Origin of the sequence: Nonomuraea sp. PA05, assembly GCF_008086045.1 — a bacterium.
In the GTDB taxonomy this organism is placed as follows: Bacteria; Actinomycetota; Actinomycetes; order Streptosporangiales; family Streptosporangiaceae; genus Nonomuraea; species Nonomuraea monospora.
In genome coordinates this window covers 246,832-272,565 of the sequence record NZ_VSEY01000011.1, presented here as the reverse complement: position 1 = coordinate 272,565, position 25,734 = coordinate 246,832, and the positions used below count along the sequence as shown (strand labels likewise).

Below are 25,734 nucleotides of genomic sequence, written 5' to 3'. Positions count from 1 at the left end.
ACGAGCTCTGAAAGGCCTCGAAAGCATAGGCTGGCGGGATGACGGACCGGGATGATCAGATGGCCGCCCCCTCTTCCAGTCCTCCTCCAGCGCACGGCGACGACCAGCCCAGCCTCAAGCGGGTCATGGGCCCGGGCCTGCTGCTGCTCTTCATCGTCGGTGACATCCTCGGCACCGGGATCTACGCCCTCACGGGCCAGGTCGCCGGCGAGGTCGGCGGAGCGGCGTGGCTGCCGTTCGCCATCGCGTTCGTGGTCGCCGCGATCACCGCCTGCTCCTACCTCGAACTGGTCACGAAGTACCCGCAGGCGGCGGGCGCCGCGCTCTACGTGCACAAGGCGTTCCGCCTGAACATCGTGTCCTTCCTCGTCTGCTTCACCGTGATGTGCTCCGGCATCACCTCCGCCTCCGCCGCCTCGCGCGCCTTCGCCGCGAACCTCGCCGCCGGATTCGGCCTCGACGTCGGCAACGGCGTCATCCTGATGATCGCGCTGGGCTTCATGCTCCTGGTCCTGGCCGTCAACCTGCGCGGCGTGGGCGAGAGCGTCAAGATCAACGTGGTGCTCACCTCGATCGAGCTCTCCGGTCTGCTGCTCGTCATCCTGCTCAGCGCCTGGTTCATCGCGGGCGGCAACGCCGACTTCTCCCGGGTCGTCGCCTTCGAGACCGCCACCGACAAGAGCGTGTTCCTGGCCGTGAGCACCGCGACGTCGCTCGCGTTCTTCGCCATGGTGGGCTTCGAGGACTCGGTCAACATGGCCGAGGAGACGCGCGACCCGTCACGGATCTTCCCCCGCATCATGCTGACCGGGCTCGGCATCACGGGCGTGATCTACATCCTGGTGTCCATCTGCGCCGTCGCCGTGGTACCCGTCGGCATCCTCGCCGAGAGCGAGACGCCGCTGGCGACCGTGGTGCAGACCGCCACCCCCGGCTTCCCGATCGCCGACCTGCTGCCGTTCATCTCGATGTTCGCCGTCGCGAACTCCGCGCTGATCAACATGCTGATGGCCAGCCGGCTCCTGTACGGCATGAGCAAGCAGAGCGTGCTGCCGTTCTTCCTGTCGAAGGTGCACCCCAGGCGGCGCACGCCGGAGGCGGCGATCCTGTTCACCACCGTCATCGCCATGGGGCTCATCACGTTCGTCTCGCTCGACCCGGAGAGCCCCGTCGTGGCGCTGCTCGGCGGGACGACCTCGCTGCTCCTGCTCGCCGTCTTCGCCGCCGTCAACGTGTCCGTCCTCGTCCTGCGCAGGGACCGGGCCGAGGTCAAGCACTTCAACGCGGGCCGCGTGCTGCCCGTGCTGGGCACGATCACCTGCCTGTACCTGGTGCTGCCCTGGTCGTCGGGGCGGCCGTCCGGCCAGTACCAGATCGCGGGCGTGCTGCTGGCGATCGGCCTGGTGCTGTGGGCGGTCACCTGGTTCGCCCGCCGCAGGGAGGAGGCGAACAGGTGAGGCTCACCTGACGCTCGCGTCGGTCAGCAGGAACGACAGCACCCCGGTCGCCAGCAGGACCGCGTACAGCAGGACGACGCCGGCGGCGAGCAGCGCCCGCCGCCAGCCCGACCGCCGTGGCGGGGATGTCGCGCCGCGCTCCGCACCCTCTGACATGCTTCGACGCTAACAGGAGCAGGCGCTAGCGCAAGGCGCGCGACGCCCGGTGTACTCGCGGCGGGTCAGTCCCGCAGCAGGGGGAGGAGCTCGTCGCCCTGGCGTTCGACCTCCGCCAGGTACGGGGTGTCGGACAGCACGAAGTGGCTGATGCCGAGGGCCTGGTAGTCGCGCAGCGACTCGGCCACGTCCTCGGCGGAGCCCACCAGCCAGGTGGTGCCCGCGCCGCCGCCGCCGTACCGGCCGGGGGCGGTGTAGAGGTTGCGGTCGAGCACCTCGCCCCTGGCGGCCAGATCCAGCAGCCGGCGCTGGCCGGCGGCGGCCTGCCAGTTCACGTCGCCCGCGACGGCGCCCGCCGCCATCCTGGCGACCCTGGCCTCCGCGTCGGCCCAGGCCTGCTCGGTGGTGCCGCGCACCACCGTGGTGACCCGCAGCCCGAACTCCAGCGGCGGCAGCTCACGTCCGAGCCGCTCGCTGAGCTGCTTGAGCCGCGCGATGCGCGCCGCGATCCCGTCGAGCGGCTCGCCCCAGAAGAGCTGCACGTCGGCCTCCGTGGCGGCCACCCGCTCCGCGGCCTCCGAGGCGCCGCCGAAGTAGAGCCGGGGATGCCTGCGCTCGCCCAGCACCACCGGACGCGGCACGACGGTCGAGCCGGTGACGCTGAAGTGCTCGCCGTGGTGCGTGACGTCCTCCTCGGTCCACAGCCTGCGTACCAGCCGCATGAACTCCTTGGTACGGCCGTAGCGGTGCGCCTGGTCGCCCTCGCTGTCGCCGTACGCCGCCAGGTCGTCCTTGCCCGACACGATGTTGACCAGCACCCGCCCGCCGGTGAGGTGGTCCAGGGTCGCGGCGGCGGAGGCGAAGTTGGCCGGACGCCAGTAGCCGGGCCGCACCGCGATCAGCGGCTGGAACGTGGTCGTCCGTGCGGCCAGTGCGGTGGCGACGGTGAAGGTGTCGGGCCGTTCCCAGCCGGTGCCGATGAGCGCCCCGGCCCAGCCGTGCCGTTCGACGGCCTCGGCGTGGCTGCTGAGGGTCGCCAGGCTGTTGTGACCGGCGATGGTGTCGTCGCCGCGATGGCCTGGCCGGGCCTGGTTCGGGATGTACCAGAGGAACTGGAGGCTCATGACCCCAAAACCTACTATTCATGTAGGTTGAGTTCAATTAGGTCACTCGCGCGTTGCCGGGCGCGGTCATGTGCCGCAGCAGCGGCAGCGCCATGAGGCTCACCAGCAGGGACGCGGCCAGGCCACCCCCCACGGCCGCGAAGTAGACAGGCCCCGGCATGGCCACGGACGCGCCCTTCATCGCGAGCTGGCCGACGAACGGCCCCGCCACGCCGAACCCCGCCAGGGCGGCGACGGCCGCGGCCAGGACCAGCGGCAGCGCCGACTCCAGCAGCACCACCGCGGCCAGGGTGCGGGACGGCGCGCCGGTCAGCCGCAGCAGCGTGAACGGCTGCCTGCGCTCCATCAGCCCGCCGCCGACCGCCACCACGAGACCGCACCCGCCGGTGAGCAGGGTCAGCGCGACCATGGCCAGCGCGATGTTCTCGACCTGCGTGAAGATCGTCGCCCTGACCTGGGCGACCTCGGCGAAGGTCATCGGCGGGCCGGTGCTGTAGGGCGCCAGCAGGGTGCGGATCTCCTCCAGCCCGTCCTTGTCGTCCATGCTGACCAGGACGGCCGCCAGGCCGAGCCCTTCGGTGGAGACGGCCGGGCCGGCGAGGGGGAGCAGCTTGTCGATGGTCAGCGGGTTGTCGGCCTCGACGACGCGGTCGAAGGCGCCCGACACCGCCTGGGCGCCCGCCGGGCACCGCCCGAGCGCGGGGTGGCGGGCCAGGCTCGCGCAGTCCACGGCCGTGCTGGGCGGCGGCGGGCCGTCGCCCGGCACGGCCGTGCGCTCCGCCGCGTTTCGCGGCAGCGCGTAGATCGGCAGCACCTCGACGCCCCGATGCGCCCGCAACCGCGTGAGCAGCTCCGCTCCCGCCCGCGGCGACAGCCCGCCGCGCCCGGGATCGGGGGTGAGGGGCGCGCGCAGCACGTCGGTGAGCGCGCCGCCCGCCACCGCCCGCTGGCCGGAGACCACGGCCGGGACCATGGCCGCGATCGCCGTCCCGATGAACACCGCCAGCACGAGCCCGCTCACCGACCGGAACGCGGCCCGCGCATCGGCCGCCAGCCGCTGCGCGGCCAGCAGGGTCGCCGCGCCGCCCGTCAGCCGGGCGGCGAGCCGGGCCGCCAGCATCGTCAGCCAGGGGCCCGCCAGGACCAGCCCGACCATGACCAGCGCCAGGGCCGCCCCCGCCAGAACGGGATCCGGCTCGCGCCCGTCGCCCTGGAACGCCGGGCCGGCGAACAGGACCAGCCCGGCCGGCAGCGGGATCACCCGCCAGGCCCTCGGCGGCCGGGCGGCGGCCTTCCTCGCCGCGCCGAGCGGGGAGATCCGCACGCGGCGCAGCGACCACATGGCCGAGCCGCCCGCCAGCAGCGGGACACACACCAGCACGGCCGCGTACTGCCAGGGCTCCGGCGTGACCAGGTCGGGGAAGAAGCGGGAGCCGGTGACCCTGATCAGCGCCACGGCCGGGCGTACGAGCTGGAACAGCGCGGCGCCGAGCAGCGCCCCCAGCAGCGCGCCGAGCCCGGCCTCCACCGCGGCCAGCACGCTGACCTGCCGGGACGTCCCGCCCGCCAGCCGGATCGCGGCGAACCGCGCCTCGCGGCGGGCCGCGGCCAGCCGGGTCGTGGTGTTCACCAGCACCAGCAGCGGGACGAGCAGGCCGATCGCGGCAACGGCGAAACCGAAGCGGTAGAGGTCGCTGTCGTCGTCGCGCAGGGACGCCTTCGGCGCCGTCTCCACCGCGTCCACCTGCCGCGTCCCGGCCAGGGCGGCGACCTCCTCCGGCGTCCTGCCCACCACGATGACCAGCTCGTCGGGCCCGGACAGCGCGGCCCGGCCGATGATCCCCGCGCGGGCGCCGGGGAAACGGTCGGCCAGCCGCCCGCGCGGCACCGTGTCCAGCAGCTCGGCCAGCGCGGGCGAGACAACGTGCCGGCCCGGGGCGGGCATGCGCGCCAGGCCCGGGACGACCGGAACTTGCGCGCCCAGCGCGGCGGCGTCCAGGCGCTTGATCGTGCGGCCCGCGAAGTAGTCCTCGTGGTAGTTCCACAGCGCGCCGGTGGCGGCCGGGTCGAGGACCCGGCCGCCGGGGGCGGTGCCGGTGGTGCACTCCCAGCAGGGGCGGTCCGTGGTGGACTCGAAGGCGTTGAACAGGGACAGCGTGGTGAGCAGCACCGTGACGCCGGCCGCCACCCCGGTCACGATCAACACCAGCCTGGCCGCCGCCTCCCTGCCGCCGCGCAACGACAGCCGCAGCCCCAGCAGGATCATCGAACGACCTCATGGGCGCCGCGGCCGCCCTGGTTCGCGTAGGGGTCGGTCAGGCGGCCGTCCCGGACGATCACCTCCCGGTCGGCGAAGGCGGCCACCCGGGCGTCGTGGGTCACCACGATCACCGTCGTGCCCTCCTCCCGCGCCAGCCCGACCAGCAGCTCCATGACCTGCTCCCCGGCCAGCGAGTCGAGCGCCCCCGTCGGCTCGTCCGCGAACAGCACCCGCGGCCCCGTCACCAGCGCCCTGGCGACCGCCACCCGCTGCGCCTGCCCTCCCGACAACTCACTGGTACGCCGCCCGCCCAGCTCTCCCAGCCTCAGCCGCTCCAGCCACTCACCGGCGCGTCCGTAGGCCTCCTTGCGCCTGGTCCGCCCCAGCAACAGCGGCAGGGCGACGTTGTCGGCCACGGTCAGCTCCGGCACGAGCTGCCCGAACTGGAACACGAACCCGAACGCGGTCCGCCGCAGCTCGGTGCGCCGGGCGTCGCTCATCGTGTCCAGCCGCCGGCCCCGGAACCACACCTCGCCGCTGTCGGGCGTGAAGATCCCGGCCAGGCAGTGCAGGAGCGTCGACTTCCCCGAGCCGCTGGGACCCATGACCGCGACGATCTCCCCGGCCCCCACCGCCAGATCCGCCTCGCGCAGCGCAGGAGTGCGCCCGTAGGAGCGGCTGAGCCCGCGCGCTTCGATGATCACTGTTCACGCACCATGGCCGCCAGCGCCCCCAGCCGCGCCTGCGTGACGTCGATCCAGCGCAGGTCCGCCTCCAGATGGAACATGCCGTGGTCGGCCAGCAACGCGTCGGTCAGCGAGCCCGTCCGCTTGATCTGCGTGAACTCCCGCATCCGGCGCAGGTGCGTGGCCCGCTGCAGGTCCAGGTAGCCGGCCGCGTCCCGGCCCAGCATCAGCGCCAGCACGACCTTGGTGAACAACACCGTCTGCAGGTACGGCTCCGCCGCCACCGGCTCCGTCAGCCACACCTCGACCTCCTGCGTGCCCAGCGGGGTGATGGCGTAGCGCTTGCGGTCGGGGCCGTCACCCGGCTCGCTCTGCCCGGCGGTGACCTTGCCGTCCCTGGCCAGGCGGCCGAGGGTGGAGTACACCTGGCCGAAGGGGAGCGGTTTGCCCTGGCCGAAGAAGGTGTCGTAGTCGCGCTTGAGGTCGTAGCCGTGGCTGGGCTCGCGTTCGAGCAGGCCGAGCAGTGCAAGAGGGACGCTCATGACCGCCGACTATACACCGGGGGTATAGGCCGGCGGATGTCAAGAGCGCCACGTGCGAGTGCTCACCGGGCGTTCTGGGGCGCGCCGGGCCGGAACCGCGCCGCGACGGCGGCGCGGGCCAGGCGTAGCCGGCGGGCGTAGGGGTCAGGGCTTGAGGTGCCGGTGCGCCCACGCGTCGAAGGAGGTGAGCGGGATGCCGAGGGCCCGGGCGTACTCCGGGCGGGCGGGCTGGCCGGCCACGTTGATGAACTCGTGGGAGGTGGCGGCGTAGAGCGGCATGCCGGCGGCGGTGGCCTCCTCCACGGTCATGTCGGGTGCGGTCAGCGGGGTGCCGAAGGCGCTGGACAGGATCTCGGCGATCCGGGTCATCGGCAGGTAGTCGCCGGCCAGTTCCAGCTCGACCTCGTGGAAGCGCTCCGGGGCCGCGATGGCCGCGGCGGCCGCCGCGCCGATGTCGTCGGTCGCGACGAGGGAGAGCCGGGTGCCGGGCTTCAGCACGGTCGCCAGGCCGCCCTCGACGCCGCGGGGGAGCAGGTAGGCCAGGGACGGGAGGAAGTTCTCCATGAAGAAGCCCGGCTTGATGATGGTCCAGTGGGTGAAGCCGGCCTCGCGCACCCGGTCCTGGGCGCCGGTCTTCGGGGCGTAGACGCCTTCCATCGGCGCCCAGCGGCCCTCGGCCCAGCCGGGGGCCTCAGTGTGCCGGCCCGCGCCGGAGACGGAGGTGTGCACGAACTGCGGCACGCCGGCGGCCCTGGCGGCTTCGATCAGGTTGACGGCCTGGGCCAGCTCGCCCTCGAAGCTGTAGGCGCCGTCGATGATCGGGGGCATCTGCACGGAGAAGACGGCCCGGGCTCCCGTCGCGGGGCCGGTCAGGGAGCCGGGGTCGTTCAGGTCGCCGACGGCCAGCTCGGCGCCGAGGGCCTCGACCGCCTTCGCGCGGTCGCTGCCGGGGTCGCGGACCAGGGCCCGGACGGGGACGCCGGACGCGAGCAGGGCGCGGGCGGTGGCGCCGCCCTGCCGTCCGGTGGCGCCGGTGACCAGGACAGGGGCGTTGTCAAAGGGCATGAGAATCTCCAAGCGTCGTAAACGGCGGGGCCCGCCGTTTATCTTCCGGTAAGATACGGCGGACCCCGCCACTTAGCAAACGTGAGGTGATGCGATGCCCGTCCAGCGAGCGGACGCACGGCGCAACTACGCGCTGCTGCTCACCGTCGCCAAGGAGGCGATCGCCGAGTACGGCCCCGACGCGTCCCTGGAGCAGATGGCCCGCACGGCGGGAGTCGGATCAGCGACCCTGCGCCGGCACTTCCCCAGCCGTCAGGCGCTGCTGGAGGCGGTCTTCCGCGAGCAGATCGACTCCCTGTGCGCCCTCGCCCGAGACCTGACCGCCGGGCCCGACACCAGGGCCGCGCTGCTGGAATGGCTGAGCGCCGTCACCGCGGCCACCGCCACCATCAGGGGGCTGGCCATCGCGCTCACCCGCGAGCGGGCAGGCGACCCGGACGCGGGCGAGCCCTGCTGCACCGCGCAGCTCACCGAGGCGGGCGCCCCCCTGGTACGCCGCGCCGCCGGCGCGGGCGCGCTGACGCCGGGCGTGACCATCACCGACCTGCTCACCCTGATCACCGGCATCGCCCTGGCCTCCGAACACCACCCGCGGCCCGCCGCCGAGGCGCAGCGGCTGCTCGGCCTGGCCGTCAACGGAGTCAGCCCACCCCGCGAGTGACCGGAGTGACAGCGGAGCGCTGTGTGGTCGCGCGATCGCTAGATGGAGCGTTCCGATGAGTCGAGGGCGGCGGCCACGGCGTCCTCGACCCGCTCGTGCACCGGGAGGTGCGCCACCACGCCGGTGATCTCGAACAGGCGGGCCGGCAGCGGCTGCACGCCCGCGAGATGCACGACACCGCCCGCCCGCAGGCAGTCGGTGGCGCACTTCAGCAGGACGTGCAGGCCCGAGCTGTCCATGAACGGCACCCCGGACAGGTCGAACACCAGCCGTTCCGCGGGAGCGGCCCTGGCCTCCCGGAGGTAGGTCTCAAGGTCAGCTCGATTGGTGGCGTCCATCTCGCCGGTCACAGCGATCACCGTGACCCCGGGCAGGTGCTGGTGCGCCAGCGTCAATGGCGGCGTCTGCGGATTCACCGCGCCCGCCGGCGGAACTTGACCATCAATGAAGGATAGACCGCCGAAGTCGTCGGCGATATCCCGGTTTTTGCTGGTGTGATGGCGGATCCGTGCCACCCGGAGATGATCGGTCCCGGCCCGGCGGGCGGAGCAGGGACGGCATCGTCCTGGCCACTCCAGGACGGACAGGAACCAGTCCCGGTCGCGGTGCAGGCGCAGCAGCTCGGCGCGCAGGCCGGGCGGGAAGTTCTCGACGAGCAGGGGGTGCCGCCAGGCGGCGTCGTCCTCAAGCAGCTCGTACGGCACCCGCTTGGACGCCACGTAGTCCCGCAGGAACGACCGGCTCGTCCACGGACGCTCGACCCGCCCCGCACGGCCCTGCGCCACGCCGAGCCGGTGGCTGAGCAGGCCGTGGCGCTCGATCGTCCAGGCGGTGGCGGGCTGCCCGGGCACGTCCTCCAGCCGCAGGGCGAGGTCGCCGTCGTCCCGCTCGACCAGCTCCAGCAGGCGCGGGGCGCGCACGCCGGAGCCCGACCACACCGACGGCAGGCCGGTGGCGTAGCCGTCGGCCTCCCTGCGCCGGTAGTTTCAGTGCCGCGGGCCGGTCGCGCTCTCCCACCCCTCCTGGCCGTCCTTCCGCCTGGTCAGCACCTTGAGGACGGCGGAGCGGCGCTCCGTGCGCACCCGCCAGATGCCCCCGGTGACGGCGTTCATGGCGTTGCGGGTCAGCGGTTCCACCGCGGTGGCCGGGCCGCCGAGCACCCTGACGGTCTCCTCGTCCATGCGGGAGGTCAGAGCTGAAGGGCGTGGTCGAGCAGCGACTGCAGCGTGACGGCGCCCACCAGCCCGTCCGCGTCCATCACCGCCACCAGCGGGCTGCGCGTACGGGCCATCAGCGCCGCCAGCTCCAGCACCGTCGCCTTCGCGTCGGTCACCGGCAGCTCGCGCGGCTGCTCCGGCAGGCACTCCCGCACCGTCTTGCCGCCGAGCCGGTGCAGGAACCGGTCGGCGTGGGCCTCGTCGACCACCCGGGCCAGCGCGGGATCGTCCTGGCAGTACGCCGGCACCGCCAGCCGCAGCACCTGCGTGCCGGGCAGAATGCTGAGCGGACGGCCGTCGTCGTCGACCAGGATGAGCCCCGGCAGGTCGCGGTCGGCCAGCAGCCTGGCCGCCTCCAGCGCGGGGGTGTCGAGGGTGACCGTCGGGAAGTCGACGGCCAGGTCGCGTGCGCGCATCGATCGCCTCCGATCACCAGCCTAGCCGCCGGACCACCGGTCTACGGCAGTTCGGCGAAGCGTTCCACCTGCTCGGTCCGCCCCGAGACGAGCACGATGTCCCCGTAGGTCAGCTCGGTCTCCGCCGTGGCGTAGGTGAACTCCTCCCCGGGCGGCTTGACGGCCACGATCGTCACCCCGTACTTGCGGCGCAGGTTCGACCGCCCGAGCGGAACCCCCACGTACTCCTTCGGCGGGCTGGTCTTGGCGATGGCGAAGTCCTCGTCCACCTGCATGTAGTCGAGCATCCGCCCCGACACCAGGTGGGCGACCCGCTCGCCCATGTCGTGCTCGGGAAAGACGACGTGGTGGGCCCCGATGCGGCTGAGGATGCGGCCGTGCTGGGTGCTGACGGCCTTGGCCCAGATGTCGTTGATCTCCAGCTCGACCAGCAGCGAGGTGGCCAGGATGCTGGCTTCGACGTCGCTGCCGACGGCCACCACCGCCTGGTAGAAGTCGGGCACGCCGAGCTGGCGCAGCGCCTCCATGTCGGTGGCGTCGGCGGTGGCGATCTGGGTGATCTGGCCCGCCAGGCTCTGGGTGATCTTGGGGCGGTGGTCGATGGCCAGGACCTCGGCGCCGCGCCGGGTCAGCTCCAGCGCCAGCGAGGTGCCGAACCGGCCCAGGCCGATGACGACGACCGGGTCGCCCTTGTACTCAGCCAACGATGACACGCTCCTCGGGTAGCTCGTAGTGCCGGGCGCGCCTGTTGAGTGCCAGGGCGGAGCCCAGGGTGAGTGGGCCGATCCGGCCGATGAACATGAGGACGACCAGCAGCAGGTGGCCGGCGGTGCCGAGGCCGGCGGTGATGCCGGTGGACAGGCCCGCCGTGCCGAACGCCGCGACCACTTCGAACAGGACCTGGTCGAGACTGTACGGGGTGAGCGCGAGCAGCGTGTACGTGGCCAGCCCCACGATCGTCACCCCCAGGGCGGTGATCGTGACGGCCTGCCGCTGCGCGGTGTCGGGAAGGCTGCGGTGCCCGATGTTCACCCGGCCCTCGCCGCGCAGCTCGGCCCACACGACGAAGGCGAGCAGCCCGACGGTGGTGACCTTGATGCCGCCGGCGGTGCTCGCGCTGCCGCCGCCGATGAACATCAGCAGGTCGGTGGTGAGCCAGCTCGACGGCTGCATCTGGGAGATGTCGAGGGTGTTGAACCCGGCCGAGCGCGGCATGACGGCGGCGAAGAAGGCCGCCAGCACCTTGCCGCCCTCGTCGAGCGGCCCGAGCGTCCTGGGGTTGCGCCATTCGGTCATGAGGAAGGCCAGGGTGCCGAGCAGCAGCAGGACGGCGGTCACCCACACCGTGATCTTCGTCAGGACGGTCCACCTGCGGGGGTGCCGCCAGGAGCGGGCCAGCTCGAAGACCACGGGGAAGCCGAGCCCGCTGACGATGCTGGCGGTCGCCACGGTCAGGCAGATCCACCCGTCGGACACGAACCGCATGAGGCTGTCGGGCCACAGCGCGAACCCGGCGTCGTTGAAGGCGCTGATCGCGTGGAAGACGCCCAGGTAGAGGGCGCGACCGAACGGCTCGTCGTACCCGGTGACGAAGCGGGTGGTGAGGACGGCGGCGGCGACCGCCTCGCACGCCAGGCTGAACAGGACCACCTTGCGCAGGACGTGCCGCACGTCGCTCATGCTCAGCGTCTTGGTCTCGGCCTGCACCGCGATCTTGGCGCGCAGGCCTAACCGGCCGGAGACGAGCAGCGTGAACACGGTCGCCATCGTCATGATCCCCAGGCCGCCCACCTGGACCAGCCCGGCGATCACCAGCTCGCCGAACACCGACCAGTGCGCCTCGGTGTCGACGATGGCCAGCCCCGTCACGCAGACGGCGGACGTCGCGGTGAACAGCGCGGCCACCCAGCCGGCCGACTCGCCGGTGGTGGTGGCGATCGGCAGCGCGAGCAGGCCCGTGCCGACGGCGACGGTCAGCCCGAACGCGGCGACCACGACCTGCGCGGGGTGCCGGAAGCGCGAGGTGAACGGCGTCAGCACACCCATCACCGCACCTCGCGGCGGCGATGCCGACACCCGCCAGCTCGGCCACGCATCCGCGAACGCCTCCCCAGAACATCCGACCGGCAGTCCTTGCCGACCAGACTTCCCGGCGCACCGCGCACTACCGTAACAGGAGCCGCGGGCGCCGGCGTACCTACGCCTTCCTGACGCGGAAGCTACCTGATGGCGGCGGCTACTTGAGCGGGTCGTGACCCCAGTTCATCAGCGAGTACCGCCACCGGGTGTCGGTCACGTCCCCGGAGGGACGCTGGGCGAGGTGGCGGTGGACGTAGCCGACGACCTTGTGCATGTGCGCGTAGTCGCCGTCCGACCGGTCGGACTTCTTGCCCTGGAGCAGCTTGATGATCTTGCGCCCCGACTCGTGGCCCACCGACTCGCCGCCGTCGTCCTTCTGCCCGACGGACTTCGACTCGTCGGTGGTCAGCCAGTGTTCGAGCTCCTTCGCGGTCATGTTGACGGCCTTGCCGAACTCGTCCGCGATCGTCTTCTTCTCGCTGTCGGAGGAGGTCATTTGCCGCCCTTGCGGAGCGCGGACGGCTTGTGCACGGCCTTGCCGCCGCTCTTCTCGCTGCGCACCACGTACTGCGGATCCTCCGGGGAGGCGGCGACCGTGCGTCCCCCCTCCTTCTGCCGCTTGGTGACCTTCTTCTCGACCTTGCCCTTGGCGGTGGAGCCGTGGCTCTTCCAGGAGACCTCGTCGCCCGGCGAGAGGTCCTTGTCGCTCTTCTTCTTTGTCATGCCGAGCCGCGCTACCCGCCGCGCCACCCGGCAGCCGCCGGCCGCCGATTCTTTACCGCAGCGAGGCGAAGAACTCGCGCAGCTCCGTCACCACGGCCGCTGCCGGAGCAGGACGCGGCAGCGTACGTGTCGCGCTCCATCACCTCGGCCCCGTACCGCTACCAGGCCCGCGTCCTGTTCCCCGCGCGGACCTGCCTGTTCCTGTTCGAGGTGCTCGACCCGCCCGAGCTGGTGCCGCACCTGCGGGAAATGGCCGCGCGGCTGGGGCGGGCGGCCGGGCATACTGAACGCCATGCCCGCTGACCTGCCCATGACCATGGACGAGCTGATCGCCGCCGAACGGCGGGGGCGGCGCCTGAAATATCTGTACTTCTGGGGACACCAGCCTGCCGGTGACGGCGGTGTCGGCAAGGGCTGCCTGAGCCAGTGGTGGCCGGTCCGGTTCACTGCGGACGGGCACACGTTCGCCTCGGCCGAGCACTACATGATGGCGCACAAGGCGTGGCTGTTCGGCGACGAGGAGAACGCGGCCAGGGTGCTCGCCGTGCGGCATCCGAAGCAGGCCAAGGAGCTCGGCCGCGCCGTACGCGGCTTCGACCAGGCGACGTGGGAGAAGCACCGCTTCGACATCGTCGTACGCGGCAACGTGGCCAAGTTCGGCGGGCACGAGGAGCTGGCGGGCTACCTGCTCGGCACCGGCACGCGGATCCTCGTGGAGGCCAGCCCCGTCGACCGGGTGTGGGGCATCGGCCTGGCCGCCGACGACGACCGCGCCGCCTCGCCGCAGCGGTGGCAGGGCCTCAACCTGCTCGGCTTCGCCCTGATGGCCGCCAGGGCGGCCCTTGAGGACGGGAAGCGCGGGTAGCCCGGCAGGCTCTTCAGGACGGGAAGCGCGGGTAGTCCGGCGGGGCCTTCAGGACGGAAAGCGCAGGTAGCCGGGCGGGACGCTGTCCACCAGCCACACCCCGTTCTCGCTGCGCATGAACGCGTGCCCGTCGGCGTGCATCACCCCCGCCGCCACCACCAGCACCACGGGCACGCCCCGCCGGGACCCCACCCGGGTGGCCGTCTCCCGGTCGGGCGACAGGTGCACGTGGTGGCGGTTCATGGGCCGCAGCCCCTCCCGCCTGATCGCCACCAGGAACCGCCCGACCGTGCCGTGGTAGAGGACCTCGGGCGGCTGCACGGCGGGCAGCCCCAGGTCCACAGGCACCGAGTGCCCCTGGCTTGCCCTGATCCGGCCGGCCTCGATCGCGTACCTGCGCTTGTCGTTGGCCGCGACCACCTCGCGCAGCTCCTCGGGGGTGATCGGGAACCCGTGCGCGGCGGCGGCCCGCAGCAGGTCCTCCACCTCCACCCAGCCGCCCGCGTCGAGGGTGAGGCCGATGCGTTGCGGGTCGTGCCGCAGGTGCCTGGAGAGGTACTTGGAAACGCGAATCATGCGACGTTCGTCCATCAATGGTCATGGTGCCGCTTGTGACGTCGCTCCGCGACTCCGCCATAGCGGACATTCAGGACACACTTGGCGTTTCATTGGGGCTCCGGAGAGCCGGCTCGGGTAAGGGCCGGGCATGGACACCCAGGTCAGCACGCCCGTAACCCATCCGCCCGCGCCGCGCGAGATCGACGTCGAGATGCTGCGCCGGCGGCTGGAGGAAGCCGTGGACGGGGAGGTCCGCTTCGACACGGGCAGCCGCGCCGCCTACTCCACCGACGCCTCCAACTACCGGCAGGTCCCCATCGGCGTGGTGGTGCCGCGCCATCTCGACGCCGGCGTGGCGGCGGTGGCCGTGTGCCGGTCCAGGGACGTGCCGGTGCTGTCGCGCGGCGGCGGCACCAGCCTGGCCGGGCAGTGCTGCAACGCGGCCGTGGTCATCGACTGGTCCAAGCACTGCGGCCGGGTCGAGTCCGTGGACGTGCCGGGCCGGCGGATCGTCGTGCAGGCGGGAGCGGTGCTCGACCAGGTCGACCACGTGCTGGAGCCCGACGGGTTGATGGTCGGGCCCAAGCCGTCCAGCCACCGCGCCTGCACCATCGGCGGCATGATCGGCAACGACTCGTGCGGGGCGTCCGCGCAGGCGTACGGGAAGACGGCCGACTCCGTGCTGCGGCTGGAGATCCTCACCTACGACGGCGTGCGCGCCTGGGTGGGGCCGACCGGCGCCGACGAGTACGCCCGCATCCAGGCCGAGGGCGGCCGCCTGGCCGAGATCTACCGGCAGCTGCGCGACCTGCGCGACGACACCATGGAGCTGGTCCGCACCCGCTTCCCCCGGCTGGAACGGCGCGTGTCCGGCTACAACCTGGACCAGCTCCTGCCCGAGAACGGCTTCAACCTGGCCCGCGCCCTCGTCGGCAGCGAGGGCACCCTGGTGACCGTGCTGCGCGCCGAGCTGTCCGTGGTGCCGCGCCCCGCCACCAGGGCGCTGGCCGTCCTCGGCTTCCAGGACATCTTCGCCGCCGCCGACGCCGTCCCCTCCGTGGCCGCGCACCGGCCGCTGGCGCTGGAGGCCATGGACGAGACCATGTACCGGCTCGCCCGCGCCGAACGCCCCGGCGACCCCGCGCTGAGCGACCTGCCGCCGGGAGCCGGATGGCTGCTCGTGCAGTTCGGCGGCGACACCGCCGACGAGTCGCGCCAGCGGGCCGAGGACATGATGCGCGACCTGTGCCGCGGCGACGGCAGGCCGGCACCGTCGCACGCGTTCCTGGGCGACCCGGCCAGGGAGGACGAGCTGTGGCGGCTGCGCGAGTCCGGGCTGGGCGTGGAGGCGTACCCGCCGACCGGGCGGCAGACCTACGAGGGCTGGTCCGACGCGGCCGTCCCACCCGAGCGGCTGGGCGCCTACCTGCGCGACTACGACCGGCTGCGGCACCGCCACGGCTACGCCCACTCCGCCCTGTACGGCCACTTCGGGCAGGGCTGCGTGCACGGCAGGCTCCCGCTCGACCTGCACACCGACGACGGGATCGCCACCTACCGCAGGTTCGCCGAGGAGAGCGCCGACCTGGTCGCCTCCTACGGCGGATCGTTGTCCGGCGAGCACGGCGACGGGCAGGCGCTGGCCGAGCTGCTGCCGCGGATGTTCGGCGAGGCCGTGGTGGAGGCGTTCGGCCGGTTCAAGGCCGTCTTCGATCCCCGCGACCGGATGAACCCCGGCAAGGTCGTCCACCCGCACCGCCTCGATGAGAACCTCGCCCAGCGGCACTTCTACCCCCTGGAGCCCAGGGAGACGTTCTTCGACTACCCCAACGACCACGGACGTTTCGGGCACGCCGCCACCCGCTGCGTCGGGACCGGCAACTGCCGCAAGCACACGTTCGAGGGCGGCGTCATGTGCCCCAGCTACCGGGTCACCCGCGAGGAGGAGCACTCCACGCGCGGGCGGGCCAGGCTGCTGGAGGAGATGGTGCGCGGCGAGCTGATCGCCGACGGCTGGCGGTCGGAGGCCGTACGCGACGCGCTCGACCTCTGCCTGGCCTGCAAGGCCTGCCGGGCCGAATGCCCGGTGAACGTGGACATGGCGACGTACAAGGCCGAGTTCCTCGCCCACCACTACCGGCACCGGCTGCGCCCTGCCGCGCACTACTCGATGGGGTGGCTGCCGCTGTGGGCGGCGCTCGCCTCGGCCGCCCCGCACGTCGTGAACGCCGTCACCCAGACGCCCGGCCTGGCGCGGCTGGTCAAGCTCCTCGCAGGGGTCTCCGGGCGGCGGGCGCTGCCGCGCTTCGCGGGGGAGCGGTTCACCGACTGGTTCAAGGGGCGCGGCGTCGTCGGGCCGGGCACGCGCGGACGCGTCGTGCTGTGGGCCGACACGTTCTCCAACAACTTCGACCCGCGCGTGGCCCGCGCCGCGGTGGAGGTGCTGGAGGCCGCCGGGTTCGAGGTGCACGTGCCGCCGGTGACGCTGTGCTGCGGGCTGACCTGGATCAGCACCGGGCAGCTCGGCGTCGCCCGCAAGGTGCTGGCACGCAGCGTCAAGGCGCTGCTGCCGTGGGCCGAGGCGGGGGTGCCGGTGGTGGGGCTGGAGCCGAGCTGCACCGCCGTGTTCCGCTCCGACGCGCCCGAGCTGCTCAACACCGCGCAGACGCGGCTCGTGTCCGAGCGCACGCTGACGCTGTCGGAGCTGCTGGAGCAGCGGGCGCCCGACTGGCGGCCGTCCTCGGCGGGCGGGTCGGTGCTGGCCCAGGTGCACTGCCACCAGAGCGCCGTCATGGGGTACGACGCCGACCGGGCCGTGCTGGCGCGGTTCGGGTTCCGTACGCGGGTGCTCGACTCGGGGTGCTGCGGGCAGGCAGGGAACTTCGGGTTCGAACGGGAGCACTACGACGTTTCGGTGGCCTGCGCCGAGGAGGGGCTGTGGCCCGCCGTGCGGGCGGCGAGCGAGACGGAGGCCATCCTCGCCGACGGGTTCTCGTGCCGGACGCAGATCGGGGCCCTGCGGAGCGGGCGCGAGGGGCGCCACCTGGCCGAGATCCTGGCCGCCGCCCTCACCCGCCCGCACTGAGCCCGCGCCCTCAGAACCGGCTCGTCCACCTGTACCAGGCCCCGCCGATGCGCTCGTAGCCCGTGTGGCTCTCGTCGGGCGGCATCCCCGCCGGGCTCCACGCGAACCCGAACCGGTCGAGGAACCCGCTGTCCCGCACCAGGAACCGGGCCCCGCCCCCCTCGATCGCCTCGGCGTCCTGCAGCGGGAACAACCCCACCCACCGGCTTTCGCGGACGCTGTCAGGCCGGCTCGCCACCGTCCGGGCGTAGCGTTCCAGACTCGCTTCCGAGAGCGCGAACCGGACGCTGAACGGCAGGTCCGTGTACGCCATCGCGATCACGCTCACCCCCAGGACCGGGGCCGCCGCCCACCGGGCCCAGTGCCGGCGCAGCCCCGCCCGGCCGTCACGGCGCGCGAGGGCGGCGGCGAGGCGGGCCGTCCAGACGGTGATCGTGCCGAGCGCCAGGGGGACGGTGAGCATCAGCAGCCTGAACGGGCCTCCGCCCGGCAGGCTCAGGCTGTTGACCAGGATCAGCCAGACGGCGGTGACGAAGCCCAGCAGCCACCACCCCGGCGGGCGGGCCAGCGTCCGGAGGAGCGGCGCCAGGGCAGGCGTTGACGCGGCGTCACCCACCACGGACCCTGTCACGTTTTCCGGCATGCCTGACCCTACCGTGATCATCCGCGGCCGGGCCTGTGCTCACCCGTCCAGGCTCAGGGAGAGCCGCCGGGCCAGGCCCGTGTTCCTGCGGTGCCCCAGCCGGTGCACCGCCAGCTCCAGCGCCTCCCGCTGCCCGACCAGGACCACCCACGCCTTGGCCCTTGTCACCAGGGTGTACAGCAGCTTGCGGCGCAGCATGATCCCGCCGGACTCGGCCACGATCGGCGCCACCACGAACGGATACTCGCTGCCCTGCGACCGGTGCACGCTGATCGCGTACGCGTGGGTCAGGTCGTCGAGCTCGTCGAAGCCGTAGCTCACGCTCTCCCCGTCGTCCGTGCGGATCTCGATCACGCGCTCCTCCCGCACCACCGCCGTCACCGTGCCCGTCTCCCCGTTGAAGACCCCTTTGTCGTAGTTGTTGCGGATCGGCATCACCCGGTCGCCCACCCGGAACACCGTCGCCCCCGACCAGTGCTCGGGCTTGTCGTCGGCGGCCGGGTTGAGCTGGTCCTGGATGAGCCGCCCGAGCGCCGTGGCGCCCGTGTCGCCCTTGCGCATCGGGCACAGCACCTGCACCTGGCCGGGCTCGACGTCCTGTTTGCGGGGGATCGCCACCATCGCCAGGTGGGCCACCCGCCGCGCCACCTGCTCGGGGTCGTCGAGCTCCTCGAACCAGAACCCGCCCCCGCCCGGAACGGCCGGCAGCCGGCCCGCGCGGATGCGGTGGGCGGCGTCGATGATGCCGCTGCCGCCCGCCTGCCGGAAGACGTGCGTGAGCTGGACGCGCGGGATGGACGTCACCCGCAGCAGGTCGGCCAGGACGTCGCCGGGCCCGATGCTGGGGAGCTGGTCGCCGTCGCCGATGAGCAGCAGGTGGCTGCCGGGCCGGACCTCCGAGGTGAGCCGGGTGGCCAGGTGCAGGTCGAGCATGGACGCCTCGTCCACCACGATCAGGTCGGCCTGCGCGGGACGCTCGTCGAACAGCGTCTCGGGGTCGGGGTCGGGCTGCTGGGCGAGCATGCGGTGCACGGTCATCGCGGGCAGCCCGGTCAGCTCCGACAGCCGTTTGGCGGCCTTGCCGGTGGGGGCGGTGAGCGTCACAGAGCCGCCCGCGGCCCGCACCGTGGCCGCGATGGACCTGACCGTGTGGCTCTTGCCGCACCCAGGGCCGCCGGTGATGATCGAGACGGTGCTGGTCAGCGCCATGGTGACGGCGGCGCGCTGGTCGTCGTGCAGGTCGGGGTCCTCGCGGTAGGCGCGCAGCGGCAGCGTCGAGCGGGCCTTCAGCAGCGCCGCGAGCTGGGCGGTGAGCGCCACCTCGCGGCTGTGCACGTGCTTGGCGAACGCGACCACCTGCCCCGGCTGGTCAGGGGACGCCTCCACGACGAGCCGCCGGTCGGCCGCCAGCGCGTCGATCAGCGGCCGCACCATGTCCTGATCCAGCTCGATCATCTCGGCCGCCTCCCTGACCAGGGTGGACACCGGCAGGAAGCAGTGGCCGTCGCGGCTGCCGGCCGCCTCCAGCCGGTCGAGCAGCGCGGCCTTGATCCGCTGCGGGCTGCGCTCCGGCACCCCCGACTGCAGGGCGATCCGGTCGGCGATCCGGAACGCGATGCCCCTGACCCGCCCGATCAGCCGGTACGGGTCGGTGGCGAGCACCTCGTCGGCGTCCTTGCCGAACACCTGGTAGATCTTGGCGGCCAGCAGCGGGCTGACCCCGAGCCCCTGCAACGTCACCATGAGCGCGGCGATGGCCTTCTGCTCCTGCCACGCCTGCACGATCTGGCCCTGCCGCTGCGGCCCGATGTTGACGACCTCGGTGAGCCGCTCGGGCTCCCCGTCGATGACCTTGAGCGTGGCCTCGCCGAAGTGGTCGACGATCGCGTACGCCAGCCGCGGCCCGATCCCCCTGATCAGCCCGGACCCGAGGTAGATGCGGATGGCCCGGACCGACGACGGTGTCACCCGCTCGCACCCGGTGACCGCGTAGCGGCGACCGTAGCGCGGGTGGCGGCTCCAGTCGCCGAGCAGCCGCAGCGTCTCGCCCGGCTGGATGCCCGCCAGCGCCCGGCCGGTGGCCACGAAGTCGGGCTCGCCGTCGGCGCTCATGCGCGCGACGGTGTACTCGTCCTCGCGGACGTAGACGAGCTGCTCGACGGAGGCCTCCACACGGGAGATCAAACCATCCGCGACCGACAAACGCCTCACATGGCCGTGGGAAAGGTCTCCGGCTCCACCTCGTCCCACGGCTCGCCGTGCAGCGGATGCACGGCCCTGGTCTCGTCCAGCCACAGGAAGGCGTCGTAGCGGCGGCCCACGACCGTGGGCACGTAGTTGCCCCAGCGCTCCCGCTCGGGGTGGTAGACGACGCCGATCGCCCGGTGCCCCATCGGCTCGTCGTACCAGCCGGCCCGCAGGCCGGGCGGCGGCACCAGGAACAGCGCGTCCTGCCCGGGGAGCGCCTCGTGCAGGAGCGCCTCCAGCGACGCGGGCCGGGCCGGCGGCACCCGCATGACGTGGTGCCGGTCGCCCCAGCGGCCGGCGGCCACCACGGTGCCGCGGTGCGTGCCGAAGCCGACGAGCACGGCGTCCTCGCGGTGGCGTTCGCGGACGAGCTGCCCGAGGTTCGTCATCCCCGCGGCGGCCATGTCGGTGGCGCGGGCGTCGCCGACGTGCGTGTTGTGCGCCCACACCACGCCCTTCGCCTGGTGGTGCCCGGCCAGCCGGTCCAGGGTGTCGGCCATGTGCACGTCCCTGATGTTCCAGGAGCCGGGGCCGCCGCGGACCAGGGCCCGGTAGTAGCGCTCCGCGCCGGCCACGACCTCGGCGTTCTGCCGCACCCCGAGTTCGTCGTCGCCCAGCGTGGCCAGCAGGGTCACCACCTCGTCCTCGCACGTGTCCGGGACCAGCCGGGTGGCCAGGCCGTACTGCTGCGGGTCGTGGCCGTAGGACTCGAAGCAGTACAGGGCCCGCATGACGGCCTCCATCCGCTCCGGCAGGTGGGTGGCGGCGTAGCGGCGGATGGCGCGCAGGGAGTCCCACAGGCTGTAGACGTCCAGGCCGTGGAAGCGGCAGCGCCCGGCGGGCGGGCGGCCGGCGTTCCAGCCCTGCAGCCAGCGGCAGAAGCCGGCGACCTCCTCGTTGGCCCACATGAACGTGGGCCAGCGCTCGAAGGCGTACAACGCCTCGAACGGGTCGGCGCCGGTGGTGACGGTGTGGTCGATCCGCTCGCAGTCGGGCCAGTCGCCCTCGACGGCGACGAAGCCGAAGCCCTTCTCGGCGATGAGCCGGCGGGTCAGCTCCGCCCGCCACGTGTAGAACTCGCTGGTGCCGTGGGTGGCCTCGCCGATCAGCACGAAACGGGCCTCGCCGACGCGCTCCAGCAGCGGGCTCAGGTCGTCGGGTCCGGTGAGCGGCAGCGCCGAGCGGCGCACCTCGTCGGTGTTCGTCATCGGCCCTCCTCAGTGAGGTCGGTCATGCTTCCTCCTCGGCCAGCATGGCGAGGCATTCGCGGGCGAGCTGCAGCTCCTCGCGCACCTGGACCACCAGCACGGGCACCGCGGCGCCCTCCGGGCTGACCGCCCCGTCGTCGCGCCGGTTGCCCGTGGCGGGCGGCTCGACGCCGAGCAGGCCGAGGCGGCGGCAGACGGCCTCGCGCACCTCGGGCTGGTCCCAGCCGATCTCCCCGGTGAACACCAGCGCGTCCACCCGCCGCAGCGAGGTGGCCGCGGCGGCGATCTCCCGGCTGACGCGGTGCGCGAACACGTCCACCGCCAGCCGGGCCGCCTCGTCGCCGTCCCGTTCTGCCGCCACCAGCTCCCGCGTGTCCCCTGAACGCCCGCGCGACAGCCCCAGCAGCCCCGAACGGTGCTCCAGCCCCTCGGCCAGTTCCTTCAGCGTCAGGCGTCCCGGCCCGAGCAGCCACACCAGCATGCCGGGGTCCACGCTGCCCGAGCGCTTGCTCATGGGCAGCCCGTCCAGCGGAGTGAAGCCCATCGAGGTGTCCACGCTGCGCCCGCCCGACACCGCGGCCACCGAAGAGCCGCCGCCCAGGTGCGCCAGCACCAGCTCCAGCTCGTTCGCCGGGCGGCCGAGCAGCTCGCAGGCGCGGTCCGCGGCCCAGGCGTACGACAGGCCGTGGAAGCCGTAGCGGCGCAGGCCGTACCGGTCGCGCCACTCGGGCGGCAGGGCGTACACGGCGGCCTCGTCCGGCAGGTCCGCGTGGAAGGCCGTGTCGGGGCAGAGCACGTGCGGCACGGCGGGCAACTGCTCGCGGGCCGCCTCCAGCAGCGCCAGCGCGGGCGGCAGGTGCAGCGGCGCCAGATCGGTGAGCCGACGCAGCGCCTCGGCGGTCTCGTCGTCGGCCACCGCGGGCGAGCGCACCACGTCGCCGCCGTGCACCAGCCGGTGCGCGACCGCCCTGATGTCGCGGTCGAAGTGGCCGCCGAGGAACGCCGAAAGCTCCTCCCTGGCCGAGCCGGGATCGGCGGCGCGCTCGGCGTGCGCGCTGTCCAGCACGCTGCCCCCCTGCACGAGATCGAGGCGCAGACTCGACGACCCCGCGTTGACGGTGAGTATCGCCGCCGACTCCACCTGCTCGTCCATGCGGCCCGGCTACCCCTCGGGATTCCGGCAAAACCGGACGGATGGTCTTTGCCGCGGTCAGGGGTTGTCTCTCCGAGAGCTCGGGTAGTCGTGCGAAATGACTATCACCTTGCAGGTGAACGGCGTGCCGCGCACGGTGGACGTGGACCCGCGGATGTCGCTGCTCGACCTGCTGCGCGAAAGACTCGGGCTCATCGGCGCAAAGAAGGGCTGCGACCACGGTCAGTGCGGTGCCTGCACGGTCCTCATCGACGGGCGGCGGGCCAACGCCTGCCTGGCGCTGGCGGTGGCGGTGGACGGCCGCGAGATCACCACCGTCGAGGGCCTGGCCACGGGCGAGGAGCTGCACCCGCTGCAGAGCGCGTTCATGGAGCACGACGCCTTCCAGTGCGGCTACTGCACGCCCGGCCAGCTCTGCTCGGCCGCGGGCATGCTCGGCGAGCCCGGCCCCAGCGCCGTCACCGACGACATCCTCGTCGACCCCGACCTGACCCCCGAGGAGATCAGTGAGCGCATGAGCGGCAACCTGTGCCGCTGCGGCGCCTACGTCAACATCGTCAGCGCGATCGAGGAGGTGGCCCGGTGAAACCCTTCGAGTACGCCCGCGCCGGCAGCACCGCAGAGGCCGTGCGCGACTTCGGCCCCGGCACCATGTACCTGGGCGGCGGCACCAACCTGGTGGACCTCATGCGGCTGGGCGTGGCCGAGCCCGAGCGCCTGGTGGACGTCAGCCGCCTGCCGCTCGACACCATCGAGCAGGAAGGCGACCGCGTCCGCGTCGGCGCCACCGTCCGCAACACCGACCTGGCCGTCCACCCGCTGATCCGCAGCCGCTACCCGATGCTGGCGCGCGCGGTGCTGACCGGCGCGTCCGGCCAGGTGCGCAACGTCGCCACCGTCGCCGGAAACCTGCTGCAGCGCACCCGCTGCACCTACTTCCAGGACGTCACCAGGCCCTGCAACAAGCGCCGGCCCGGCTCCGGCTGCCCGGCCATCGCCGGCGACCACGCCGGCCTGGCGATCCTCGGTGCCTCCGACGCCTGCGTGGCCACCCACCCCTCCGACATGGCGGTGGCCCTGGCCGCGCTGGACGCCCAGGTGCACGTCACCGGCCCCGGCGGCGACCGCATCGTGCCCATGCCCGGCCTGCACCGCCTGCCGGGCGAGGAGCCTGAGCGCGACACCGTGCTGAGCCCCGGCGACCTGATCACCGCCGTTGAGCTGCCGCCACCGCCGCCCGGCGCCTCGCTCTACCGCAAGGTACGCGAGCGGGCGTCGTTCGCGTTCGCCCTGGTGTCCATCGCCGCCGTGCTCGACGTCGGGCCGGACGGCGACGTGGCCGGCTGCCGCATCGCGCTCGGCGGGGTCGCCCACGTGCCCTGGCGGGCCGAACGCGCCGAACAGGCCCTGATCGGCGGCCCGGCGACCGGCGAGGCGTTCCTCCAGGCGGCGGAGGCCGAGCTGGAGCAGGCCCGCCCGCTGCCGCGCAACGCCTTCAAGGTGCCGCTGGCCCGCAACCTGATCGTCGCCACGCTTGAGGAGCTCGCGGCATGAACCGCATCGAGGGCCGCGTCAAGGTCACGGGGCTGGCCACGTACGCGGCCGAGTACCCCGCCGAGAACGTCGCCTACGCCTACGCCGTGCAGGCGCAGATCGCCAAGGGCCGCGTCAAGCGTGTGGACGCCGCGCCCGCGCTGGAGATTCCCGGCGTGCTGGCCGTGCTGTCCTGCGAGGCCGCGCCCCGCCTGGCCGAGGACGCCGACCCCGAGCTGGCCCTGTTCCAGAGCCGCGAGGTGGCCTACCGGGGCCAGATCGTCGCCGCCGTCGTGGCCGACACCTACGAGATCGCCCGCGACGCCGCCGCGCACGTCCGCGTCGACTACGACGCCGACGACCACGACGTGCGGCTGAGCAGCGACCACCCCGGCCTCTACCAGCCCGAGGTGGTCAACCCGAACTTCCCCTCCGACACCGAGAAGGGCGACGTGGAGGCGGGGCTGTCGGCCGCCGCGGCGAGCGTGGACGTCACCTACGAGACGCCCGTCCTGCACAACAACCCGATGGAGCCGCACGCGGCGCTGGCCCTGTGGGACACCGAGGGCCGGCTGCTGGTGTACGACACCGCGCAGGGCACCAGCGGCAGCCGCAGCCTCATCGCCAAGACGCTGGGCCTGCCGGAGGATCAGGTGCGCGTGGTGTCCAGGCACGTGGGCGGCGGCTTCGGCTCCAAGGGCACGACCAGGCCGCAGGCGATCCTGGCCGCGCTGGCCGCCCGCATGGTGGGCCGCCCGGTCAAGATCGCGCTGACCCGGCAGCAGATGTTCGACGTCACCGGCTACCGCACGCCGACGATCCAGCGGCTGCGCCTCGGCGTGGATGCCGAGGGCCGCCTCACCGCGGTCGAGCACCTGGCCTACGAGCAGAGCTCCACGCTGATCGAGTTCGCCGAGCAGACCACCGTCCCGACCCGCGTCATGTACGGCACGCCCGCGCTGCGCACCGGGCACCGGCTCGTCCGGCTGGACGTGGCCACCCCGTCGTGGATGCGCGCCCCCGGCGAGTGCCCCGGCATGTACGCGCTGGAGTCCGCGATGGACGAGCTGGCCTACGCCGCCGGCCTGGACCCGGTCGAGCTGCGCGTCCGCAACGACCCCGAGGCCGAGCCGGACAGCGGCCTGCCGTTCAGCTCACGCAACCTCGTCGGCTGCCTGCGCGAGGGCGCCCACCGCTTCGGCTGGCAGCACCGCGACCCCCGGCCGGGCATCAAGCGCGAGGGGGAGTGGCTGATCGGCACCGGCGTGGCGTCCTCGACCTACCCGGCCAGGAGATCGCCGTGCAAGGCCGTGGCCACCACCCAGAACGGCGACGTGCTCGTCCAGGTGGCCGCCGCCGACATCGGCACCGGCGCCCGCACGGCGCTCAGGAAGATCGCGGCGGCCACGCTCGGCGTGGACCCCGAGCGGGTGCACATCGAGCTCGGCGACAGCGACCTGCCGCAGGCGCCGGTGGCCGGCGGCTCCATGGGCACCGCCTCCTGGGGCACCGCCGTCGTACGCGCCTGCGAGGACCTGCGGCGCGACGGCAAGGAGGGCCGCGCCGACACCACCGACGAGGTCAAGGCGGACGCCGAGCTGGCCAGGCACGCCTTCGGCGCCCAGTTCGCCGAGGTGCGGGTCAGCGCGGTGACCGGCGAGATCCGCGTGTCGCGGCTGCTCGGCGTGTTCGCCGCCGGGCACATCGTGGACGCCAAGCTGGCCAGGTCCCAGTTCCTCGGCGGCATGACGATGGGCATGGGCATGGCGCTGATGGAGGAGACCGTCACCGACGAGGAGTTCGGCGGCTTCCTGCACCGCGACCTGGCCCAGTACCACGTCCCGGCCTGCGCCGACGCGCAGCACGTGGAGGCGCACTGGCTGGATGAGGAGGACGGGCAGCTCAACCCGATGGGCAGCAAGGGCATCGGCGAGATCGGCATCGTCGGCACCGCCGCCGCCATCGGCAACGCCGTGCACCACGCCACCGGCCACCGCTTCCGCGAGCTGCCCATCACGCCGGCGAAGATCCTGATGGCGAGGTTTTGACCGCGCTT

General features: G+C 73.0%; 26 protein-coding genes. 8 read left to right on the top strand and 18 right to left on the bottom strand.

All coding sequences use genetic code 11. The annotated features are described in order from the left end of the window. Positions 1–38 precede the first annotated feature (38 nt). The gene (locus FXF51_RS19785) at positions 39–1,457 is read left to right on the top strand and encodes an APC family permease (RefSeq protein ID WP_262379669.1); all 1,419 of its coding nucleotides are present in this window, start codon (positions 39–41) and stop codon (positions 1,455–1,457) included. Between the two features lie 3 nt (positions 1,458–1,460). Here the strand turns inward: FXF51_RS19785 and FXF51_RS60855 are convergent, their stop codons facing one another. From FXF51_RS60855 to FXF51_RS19760, 6 genes are all read right to left on the bottom strand, one after another. Beyond that, positions 1,461–1,613 (bottom strand): hypothetical protein, encoded by a 153-nt coding sequence (locus tag FXF51_RS60855; RefSeq protein ID WP_187414453.1) that lies wholly within the window; start codon positions 1,611–1,613, stop codon positions 1,461–1,463. A 65-nt stretch (positions 1,614–1,678) separates the two neighbouring features. Beyond that, positions 1,679–2,737 (bottom strand): LLM class flavin-dependent oxidoreductase, encoded by a 1,059-nt coding sequence (locus FXF51_RS19780; protein ID WP_148435964.1) that lies wholly within the window; start codon positions 2,735–2,737, stop codon positions 1,679–1,681. 37 nt (positions 2,738–2,774) lie between these two features. Next, positions 2,775–5,003, bottom strand: coding sequence for an FtsX-like permease family protein (locus FXF51_RS19775; RefSeq protein WP_148435963.1), 2,229 nt, complete (start codon positions 5,001–5,003; stop codon positions 2,775–2,777). Further along, the gene (locus FXF51_RS19770) at positions 5,000–5,701 is read right to left on the bottom strand and encodes an ABC transporter ATP-binding protein (RefSeq protein WP_148435962.1); all 702 of its coding nucleotides are present in this window, start codon (positions 5,699–5,701) and stop codon (positions 5,000–5,002) included. The genes FXF51_RS19775 and FXF51_RS19770 overlap by 4 nt, the downstream gene beginning before the upstream one ends. Then, on the bottom strand, positions 5,698–6,225 hold the full coding sequence (locus tag FXF51_RS19765) for a PadR family transcriptional regulator (protein ID WP_148435961.1): 528 nt from the start codon (positions 6,223–6,225) through the stop codon (positions 5,698–5,700). Before FXF51_RS19765 ends, FXF51_RS19770 begins: the two co-directional genes overlap by 4 nt. A 144-nt stretch (positions 6,226–6,369) precedes the next feature. Beyond that, positions 6,370–7,290: an NmrA family NAD(P)-binding protein gene (locus FXF51_RS19760; protein WP_148435960.1), complete on the bottom strand. Its 921-nt coding sequence runs from the start codon at positions 7,288–7,290 to the stop codon at positions 6,370–6,372. Positions 7,291–7,384: 94 nt separating this feature from the next. Between FXF51_RS19760 and FXF51_RS19755 the strand changes: the two genes are divergently transcribed. Continuing rightward, positions 7,385–7,951: a TetR/AcrR family transcriptional regulator gene (locus tag FXF51_RS19755; protein ID WP_148435959.1), complete on the top strand. Its 567-nt coding sequence runs from the start codon at positions 7,385–7,387 to the stop codon at positions 7,949–7,951. 38 nt (positions 7,952–7,989) lie between these two features. Here the strand turns inward: FXF51_RS19755 and FXF51_RS19750 are convergent, their stop codons facing one another. From FXF51_RS19750 to FXF51_RS19720, 7 genes are all read right to left on the bottom strand, one after another. Continuing rightward, complete coding sequence (locus FXF51_RS19750) at positions 7,990–8,871, bottom strand: STAS domain-containing protein (RefSeq protein ID WP_187414452.1); 882 nt, start codon at positions 8,869–8,871, stop codon at positions 7,990–7,992. 66 nt (positions 8,872–8,937) lie between these two features. Next, positions 8,938–9,132, bottom strand: coding sequence for a hypothetical protein (locus FXF51_RS19745; protein ID WP_148435957.1), 195 nt, complete (start codon positions 9,130–9,132; stop codon positions 8,938–8,940). An 8-nt stretch (positions 9,133–9,140) separates the two neighbouring features. Beyond that, the gene (locus FXF51_RS19740) at positions 9,141–9,584 is read right to left on the bottom strand and encodes a CBS domain-containing protein (RefSeq protein WP_148435956.1); all 444 of its coding nucleotides are present in this window, start codon (positions 9,582–9,584) and stop codon (positions 9,141–9,143) included. A gap of 41 nt (positions 9,585–9,625) precedes the next feature. After that, entirely contained in the window at positions 9,626–10,288 is a 663-nt protein-coding gene (locus FXF51_RS19735; protein ID WP_148435955.1) for a potassium channel family protein, read from the bottom strand. After that, positions 10,281–11,630, bottom strand: a complete 1,350-nt coding sequence (locus FXF51_RS19730; protein WP_148435954.1) for a TrkH family potassium uptake protein — start codon at positions 11,628–11,630, stop codon at positions 10,281–10,283. Before FXF51_RS19730 ends, FXF51_RS19735 begins: the two co-directional genes overlap by 8 nt. 190 nt (positions 11,631–11,820) lie before the next feature. After that, on the bottom strand, positions 11,821–12,159 hold the full coding sequence (locus FXF51_RS19725) for a DUF3140 domain-containing protein (protein WP_148435953.1): 339 nt from the start codon (positions 12,157–12,159) through the stop codon (positions 11,821–11,823). Next, entirely contained in the window at positions 12,156–12,386 is a 231-nt protein-coding gene (locus FXF51_RS19720) for a DUF2945 domain-containing protein (RefSeq protein WP_148435952.1), read from the bottom strand. Before FXF51_RS19720 ends, FXF51_RS19725 begins: the two co-directional genes overlap by 4 nt. A 126-nt stretch (positions 12,387–12,512) precedes the next feature. On the opposite strand from FXF51_RS19720, the gene FXF51_RS19715 reads away from it, so the two are divergent. Both FXF51_RS19715 and FXF51_RS19710 read left to right on the top strand, forming a co-directional pair. After that, a complete protein-coding gene (locus FXF51_RS19715; protein ID WP_187414451.1) occupies positions 12,513–12,689 on the top strand; it encodes a hypothetical protein in 177 nt (58 codons plus the stop codon). Continuing rightward, positions 12,679–13,251, top strand: coding sequence for an NADAR family protein (locus FXF51_RS19710; protein ID WP_148435951.1), 573 nt, complete (start codon positions 12,679–12,681; stop codon positions 13,249–13,251). Before FXF51_RS19715 ends, FXF51_RS19710 begins: the two co-directional genes overlap by 11 nt. A 48-nt stretch (positions 13,252–13,299) precedes the next feature. On the opposite strand, the gene FXF51_RS19705 is transcribed toward FXF51_RS19710, so the two are convergent. After that, a complete protein-coding gene (locus FXF51_RS19705) occupies positions 13,300–13,842 on the bottom strand; it encodes an RNA 2'-phosphotransferase (RefSeq protein ID WP_148435950.1) in 543 nt (180 codons plus the stop codon). A gap of 115 nt (positions 13,843–13,957) precedes the next feature. Between FXF51_RS19705 and FXF51_RS19700 the strand changes: the two genes are divergently transcribed. Beyond that, complete coding sequence (locus tag FXF51_RS19700; RefSeq protein WP_148435949.1) at positions 13,958–16,894, top strand: FAD-binding and (Fe-S)-binding domain-containing protein; 2,937 nt, start codon at positions 13,958–13,960, stop codon at positions 16,892–16,894. 10 nt (positions 16,895–16,904) lie between these two features. Here FXF51_RS19700 and FXF51_RS19695 read toward each other — a convergent pair whose 3' ends face one another. The 4 genes from FXF51_RS19695 to FXF51_RS19680 are packed head-to-tail and all read right to left on the bottom strand — an operon-like array spanning position 16,905 to position 22,145. Then, positions 16,905–17,525, bottom strand: coding sequence for a hypothetical protein (locus FXF51_RS19695; protein WP_148435948.1), 621 nt, complete (start codon positions 17,523–17,525; stop codon positions 16,905–16,907). A 51-nt stretch (positions 17,526–17,576) separates the two neighbouring features. Further along, the gene (locus FXF51_RS19690) at positions 17,577–19,709 is read right to left on the bottom strand and encodes an ATP-dependent RecD-like DNA helicase (RefSeq protein ID WP_148435947.1); all 2,133 of its coding nucleotides are present in this window, start codon (positions 19,707–19,709) and stop codon (positions 17,577–17,579) included. Between the two features lie 35 nt (positions 19,710–19,744). Continuing rightward, positions 19,745–20,992: an erythromycin esterase family protein gene (locus FXF51_RS19685; protein WP_148435946.1), complete on the bottom strand. Its 1,248-nt coding sequence runs from the start codon at positions 20,990–20,992 to the stop codon at positions 19,745–19,747. Between the two features lie 22 nt (positions 20,993–21,014). Beyond that, positions 21,015–22,145, bottom strand: a complete 1,131-nt coding sequence (locus tag FXF51_RS19680; protein WP_148435945.1) for an acetate/propionate family kinase — start codon at positions 22,143–22,145, stop codon at positions 21,015–21,017. 97 nt (positions 22,146–22,242) lie between these two features. On the opposite strand from FXF51_RS19680, the gene FXF51_RS19675 reads away from it, so the two are divergent. From FXF51_RS19675 to FXF51_RS19665, 3 genes are read left to right on the top strand one after another with little or no spacing between them, the layout of a single operon-like run. Beyond that, the gene (locus tag FXF51_RS19675; protein ID WP_148435944.1) at positions 22,243–22,731 is read left to right on the top strand and encodes a (2Fe-2S)-binding protein; all 489 of its coding nucleotides are present in this window, start codon (positions 22,243–22,245) and stop codon (positions 22,729–22,731) included. Beyond that, positions 22,728–23,699 (top strand): FAD binding domain-containing protein, encoded by a 972-nt coding sequence (locus FXF51_RS19670; RefSeq protein ID WP_148435943.1) that lies wholly within the window; start codon positions 22,728–22,730, stop codon positions 23,697–23,699. Before FXF51_RS19675 ends, FXF51_RS19670 begins: the two co-directional genes overlap by 4 nt. Continuing rightward, positions 23,696–25,726: a xanthine dehydrogenase family protein molybdopterin-binding subunit gene (locus FXF51_RS19665; protein WP_148435942.1), complete on the top strand. Its 2,031-nt coding sequence runs from the start codon at positions 23,696–23,698 to the stop codon at positions 25,724–25,726. The genes FXF51_RS19670 and FXF51_RS19665 overlap by 4 nt, the downstream gene beginning before the upstream one ends. The last annotated feature ends 8 nt before the right edge of the window (positions 25,727–25,734 follow it).

What these genes read in the sequence shown, in the direction of transcription:
- FXF51_RS19785 (WP_262379669.1), top strand. Translation starts at nt 39, where the DNA reads ATGACGGACCGGGATGATCAGATGGCCGCCCCCTCTTCCAGTCCTCCT.
- FXF51_RS60855 (WP_187414453.1), bottom strand. Translation starts at nt 1,613, where the DNA reads ATGTCAGAGGGTGCGGAGCGCGGCGCGACATCCCCGCCACGGCGGTCG.
- FXF51_RS19780 (WP_148435964.1), bottom strand. Translation starts at nt 2,737, where the DNA reads ATGAGCCTCCAGTTCCTCTGGTACATCCCGAACCAGGCCCGGCCAGGC.
- FXF51_RS19775 (WP_148435963.1), bottom strand. Translation starts at nt 5,003, where the DNA reads ATGATCCTGCTGGGGCTGCGGCTGTCGTTGCGCGGCGGCAGGGAGGCG.
- FXF51_RS19765 (WP_148435961.1), bottom strand. Translation starts at nt 6,225, where the DNA reads ATGAGCGTCCCTCTTGCACTGCTCGGCCTGCTCGAACGCGAGCCCAGC.
- FXF51_RS19760 (WP_148435960.1), bottom strand. Translation starts at nt 7,290, where the DNA reads ATGCCCTTTGACAACGCCCCTGTCCTGGTCACCGGCGCCACCGGACGG.
- FXF51_RS19755 (WP_148435959.1), top strand. Translation starts at nt 7,385, where the DNA reads ATGCCCGTCCAGCGAGCGGACGCACGGCGCAACTACGCGCTGCTGCTC.
- FXF51_RS19745 (WP_148435957.1), bottom strand. Translation starts at nt 9,132, where the DNA reads ATGGACGAGGAGACCGTCAGGGTGCTCGGCGGCCCGGCCACCGCGGTG.
- FXF51_RS19740 (WP_148435956.1), bottom strand. Translation starts at nt 9,584, where the DNA reads ATGCGCGCACGCGACCTGGCCGTCGACTTCCCGACGGTCACCCTCGAC.
- FXF51_RS19730 (WP_148435954.1), bottom strand. Translation starts at nt 11,630, where the DNA reads ATGGGTGTGCTGACGCCGTTCACCTCGCGCTTCCGGCACCCCGCGCAG.
- FXF51_RS19725 (WP_148435953.1), bottom strand. Translation starts at nt 12,159, where the DNA reads ATGACCTCCTCCGACAGCGAGAAGAAGACGATCGCGGACGAGTTCGGC.
- FXF51_RS19720 (WP_148435952.1), bottom strand. Translation starts at nt 12,386, where the DNA reads ATGACAAAGAAGAAGAGCGACAAGGACCTCTCGCCGGGCGACGAGGTC.
- FXF51_RS19710 (WP_148435951.1), top strand. Translation starts at nt 12,679, where the DNA reads ATGCCCGCTGACCTGCCCATGACCATGGACGAGCTGATCGCCGCCGAA.
- FXF51_RS19705 (WP_148435950.1), bottom strand. Translation starts at nt 13,842, where the DNA reads ATGGACGAACGTCGCATGATTCGCGTTTCCAAGTACCTCTCCAGGCAC.
- FXF51_RS19700 (WP_148435949.1), top strand. Translation starts at nt 13,958, where the DNA reads ATGGACACCCAGGTCAGCACGCCCGTAACCCATCCGCCCGCGCCGCGC.
- FXF51_RS19685 (WP_148435946.1), bottom strand. Translation starts at nt 20,992, where the DNA reads ATGACGAACACCGACGAGGTGCGCCGCTCGGCGCTGCCGCTCACCGGA.
- FXF51_RS19680 (WP_148435945.1), bottom strand. Translation starts at nt 22,145, where the DNA reads ATGGACGAGCAGGTGGAGTCGGCGGCGATACTCACCGTCAACGCGGGG.
- FXF51_RS19675 (WP_148435944.1), top strand. Translation starts at nt 22,243, where the DNA reads ATGACTATCACCTTGCAGGTGAACGGCGTGCCGCGCACGGTGGACGTG.
- FXF51_RS19665 (WP_148435942.1), top strand. Translation starts at nt 23,696, where the DNA reads ATGAACCGCATCGAGGGCCGCGTCAAGGTCACGGGGCTGGCCACGTAC.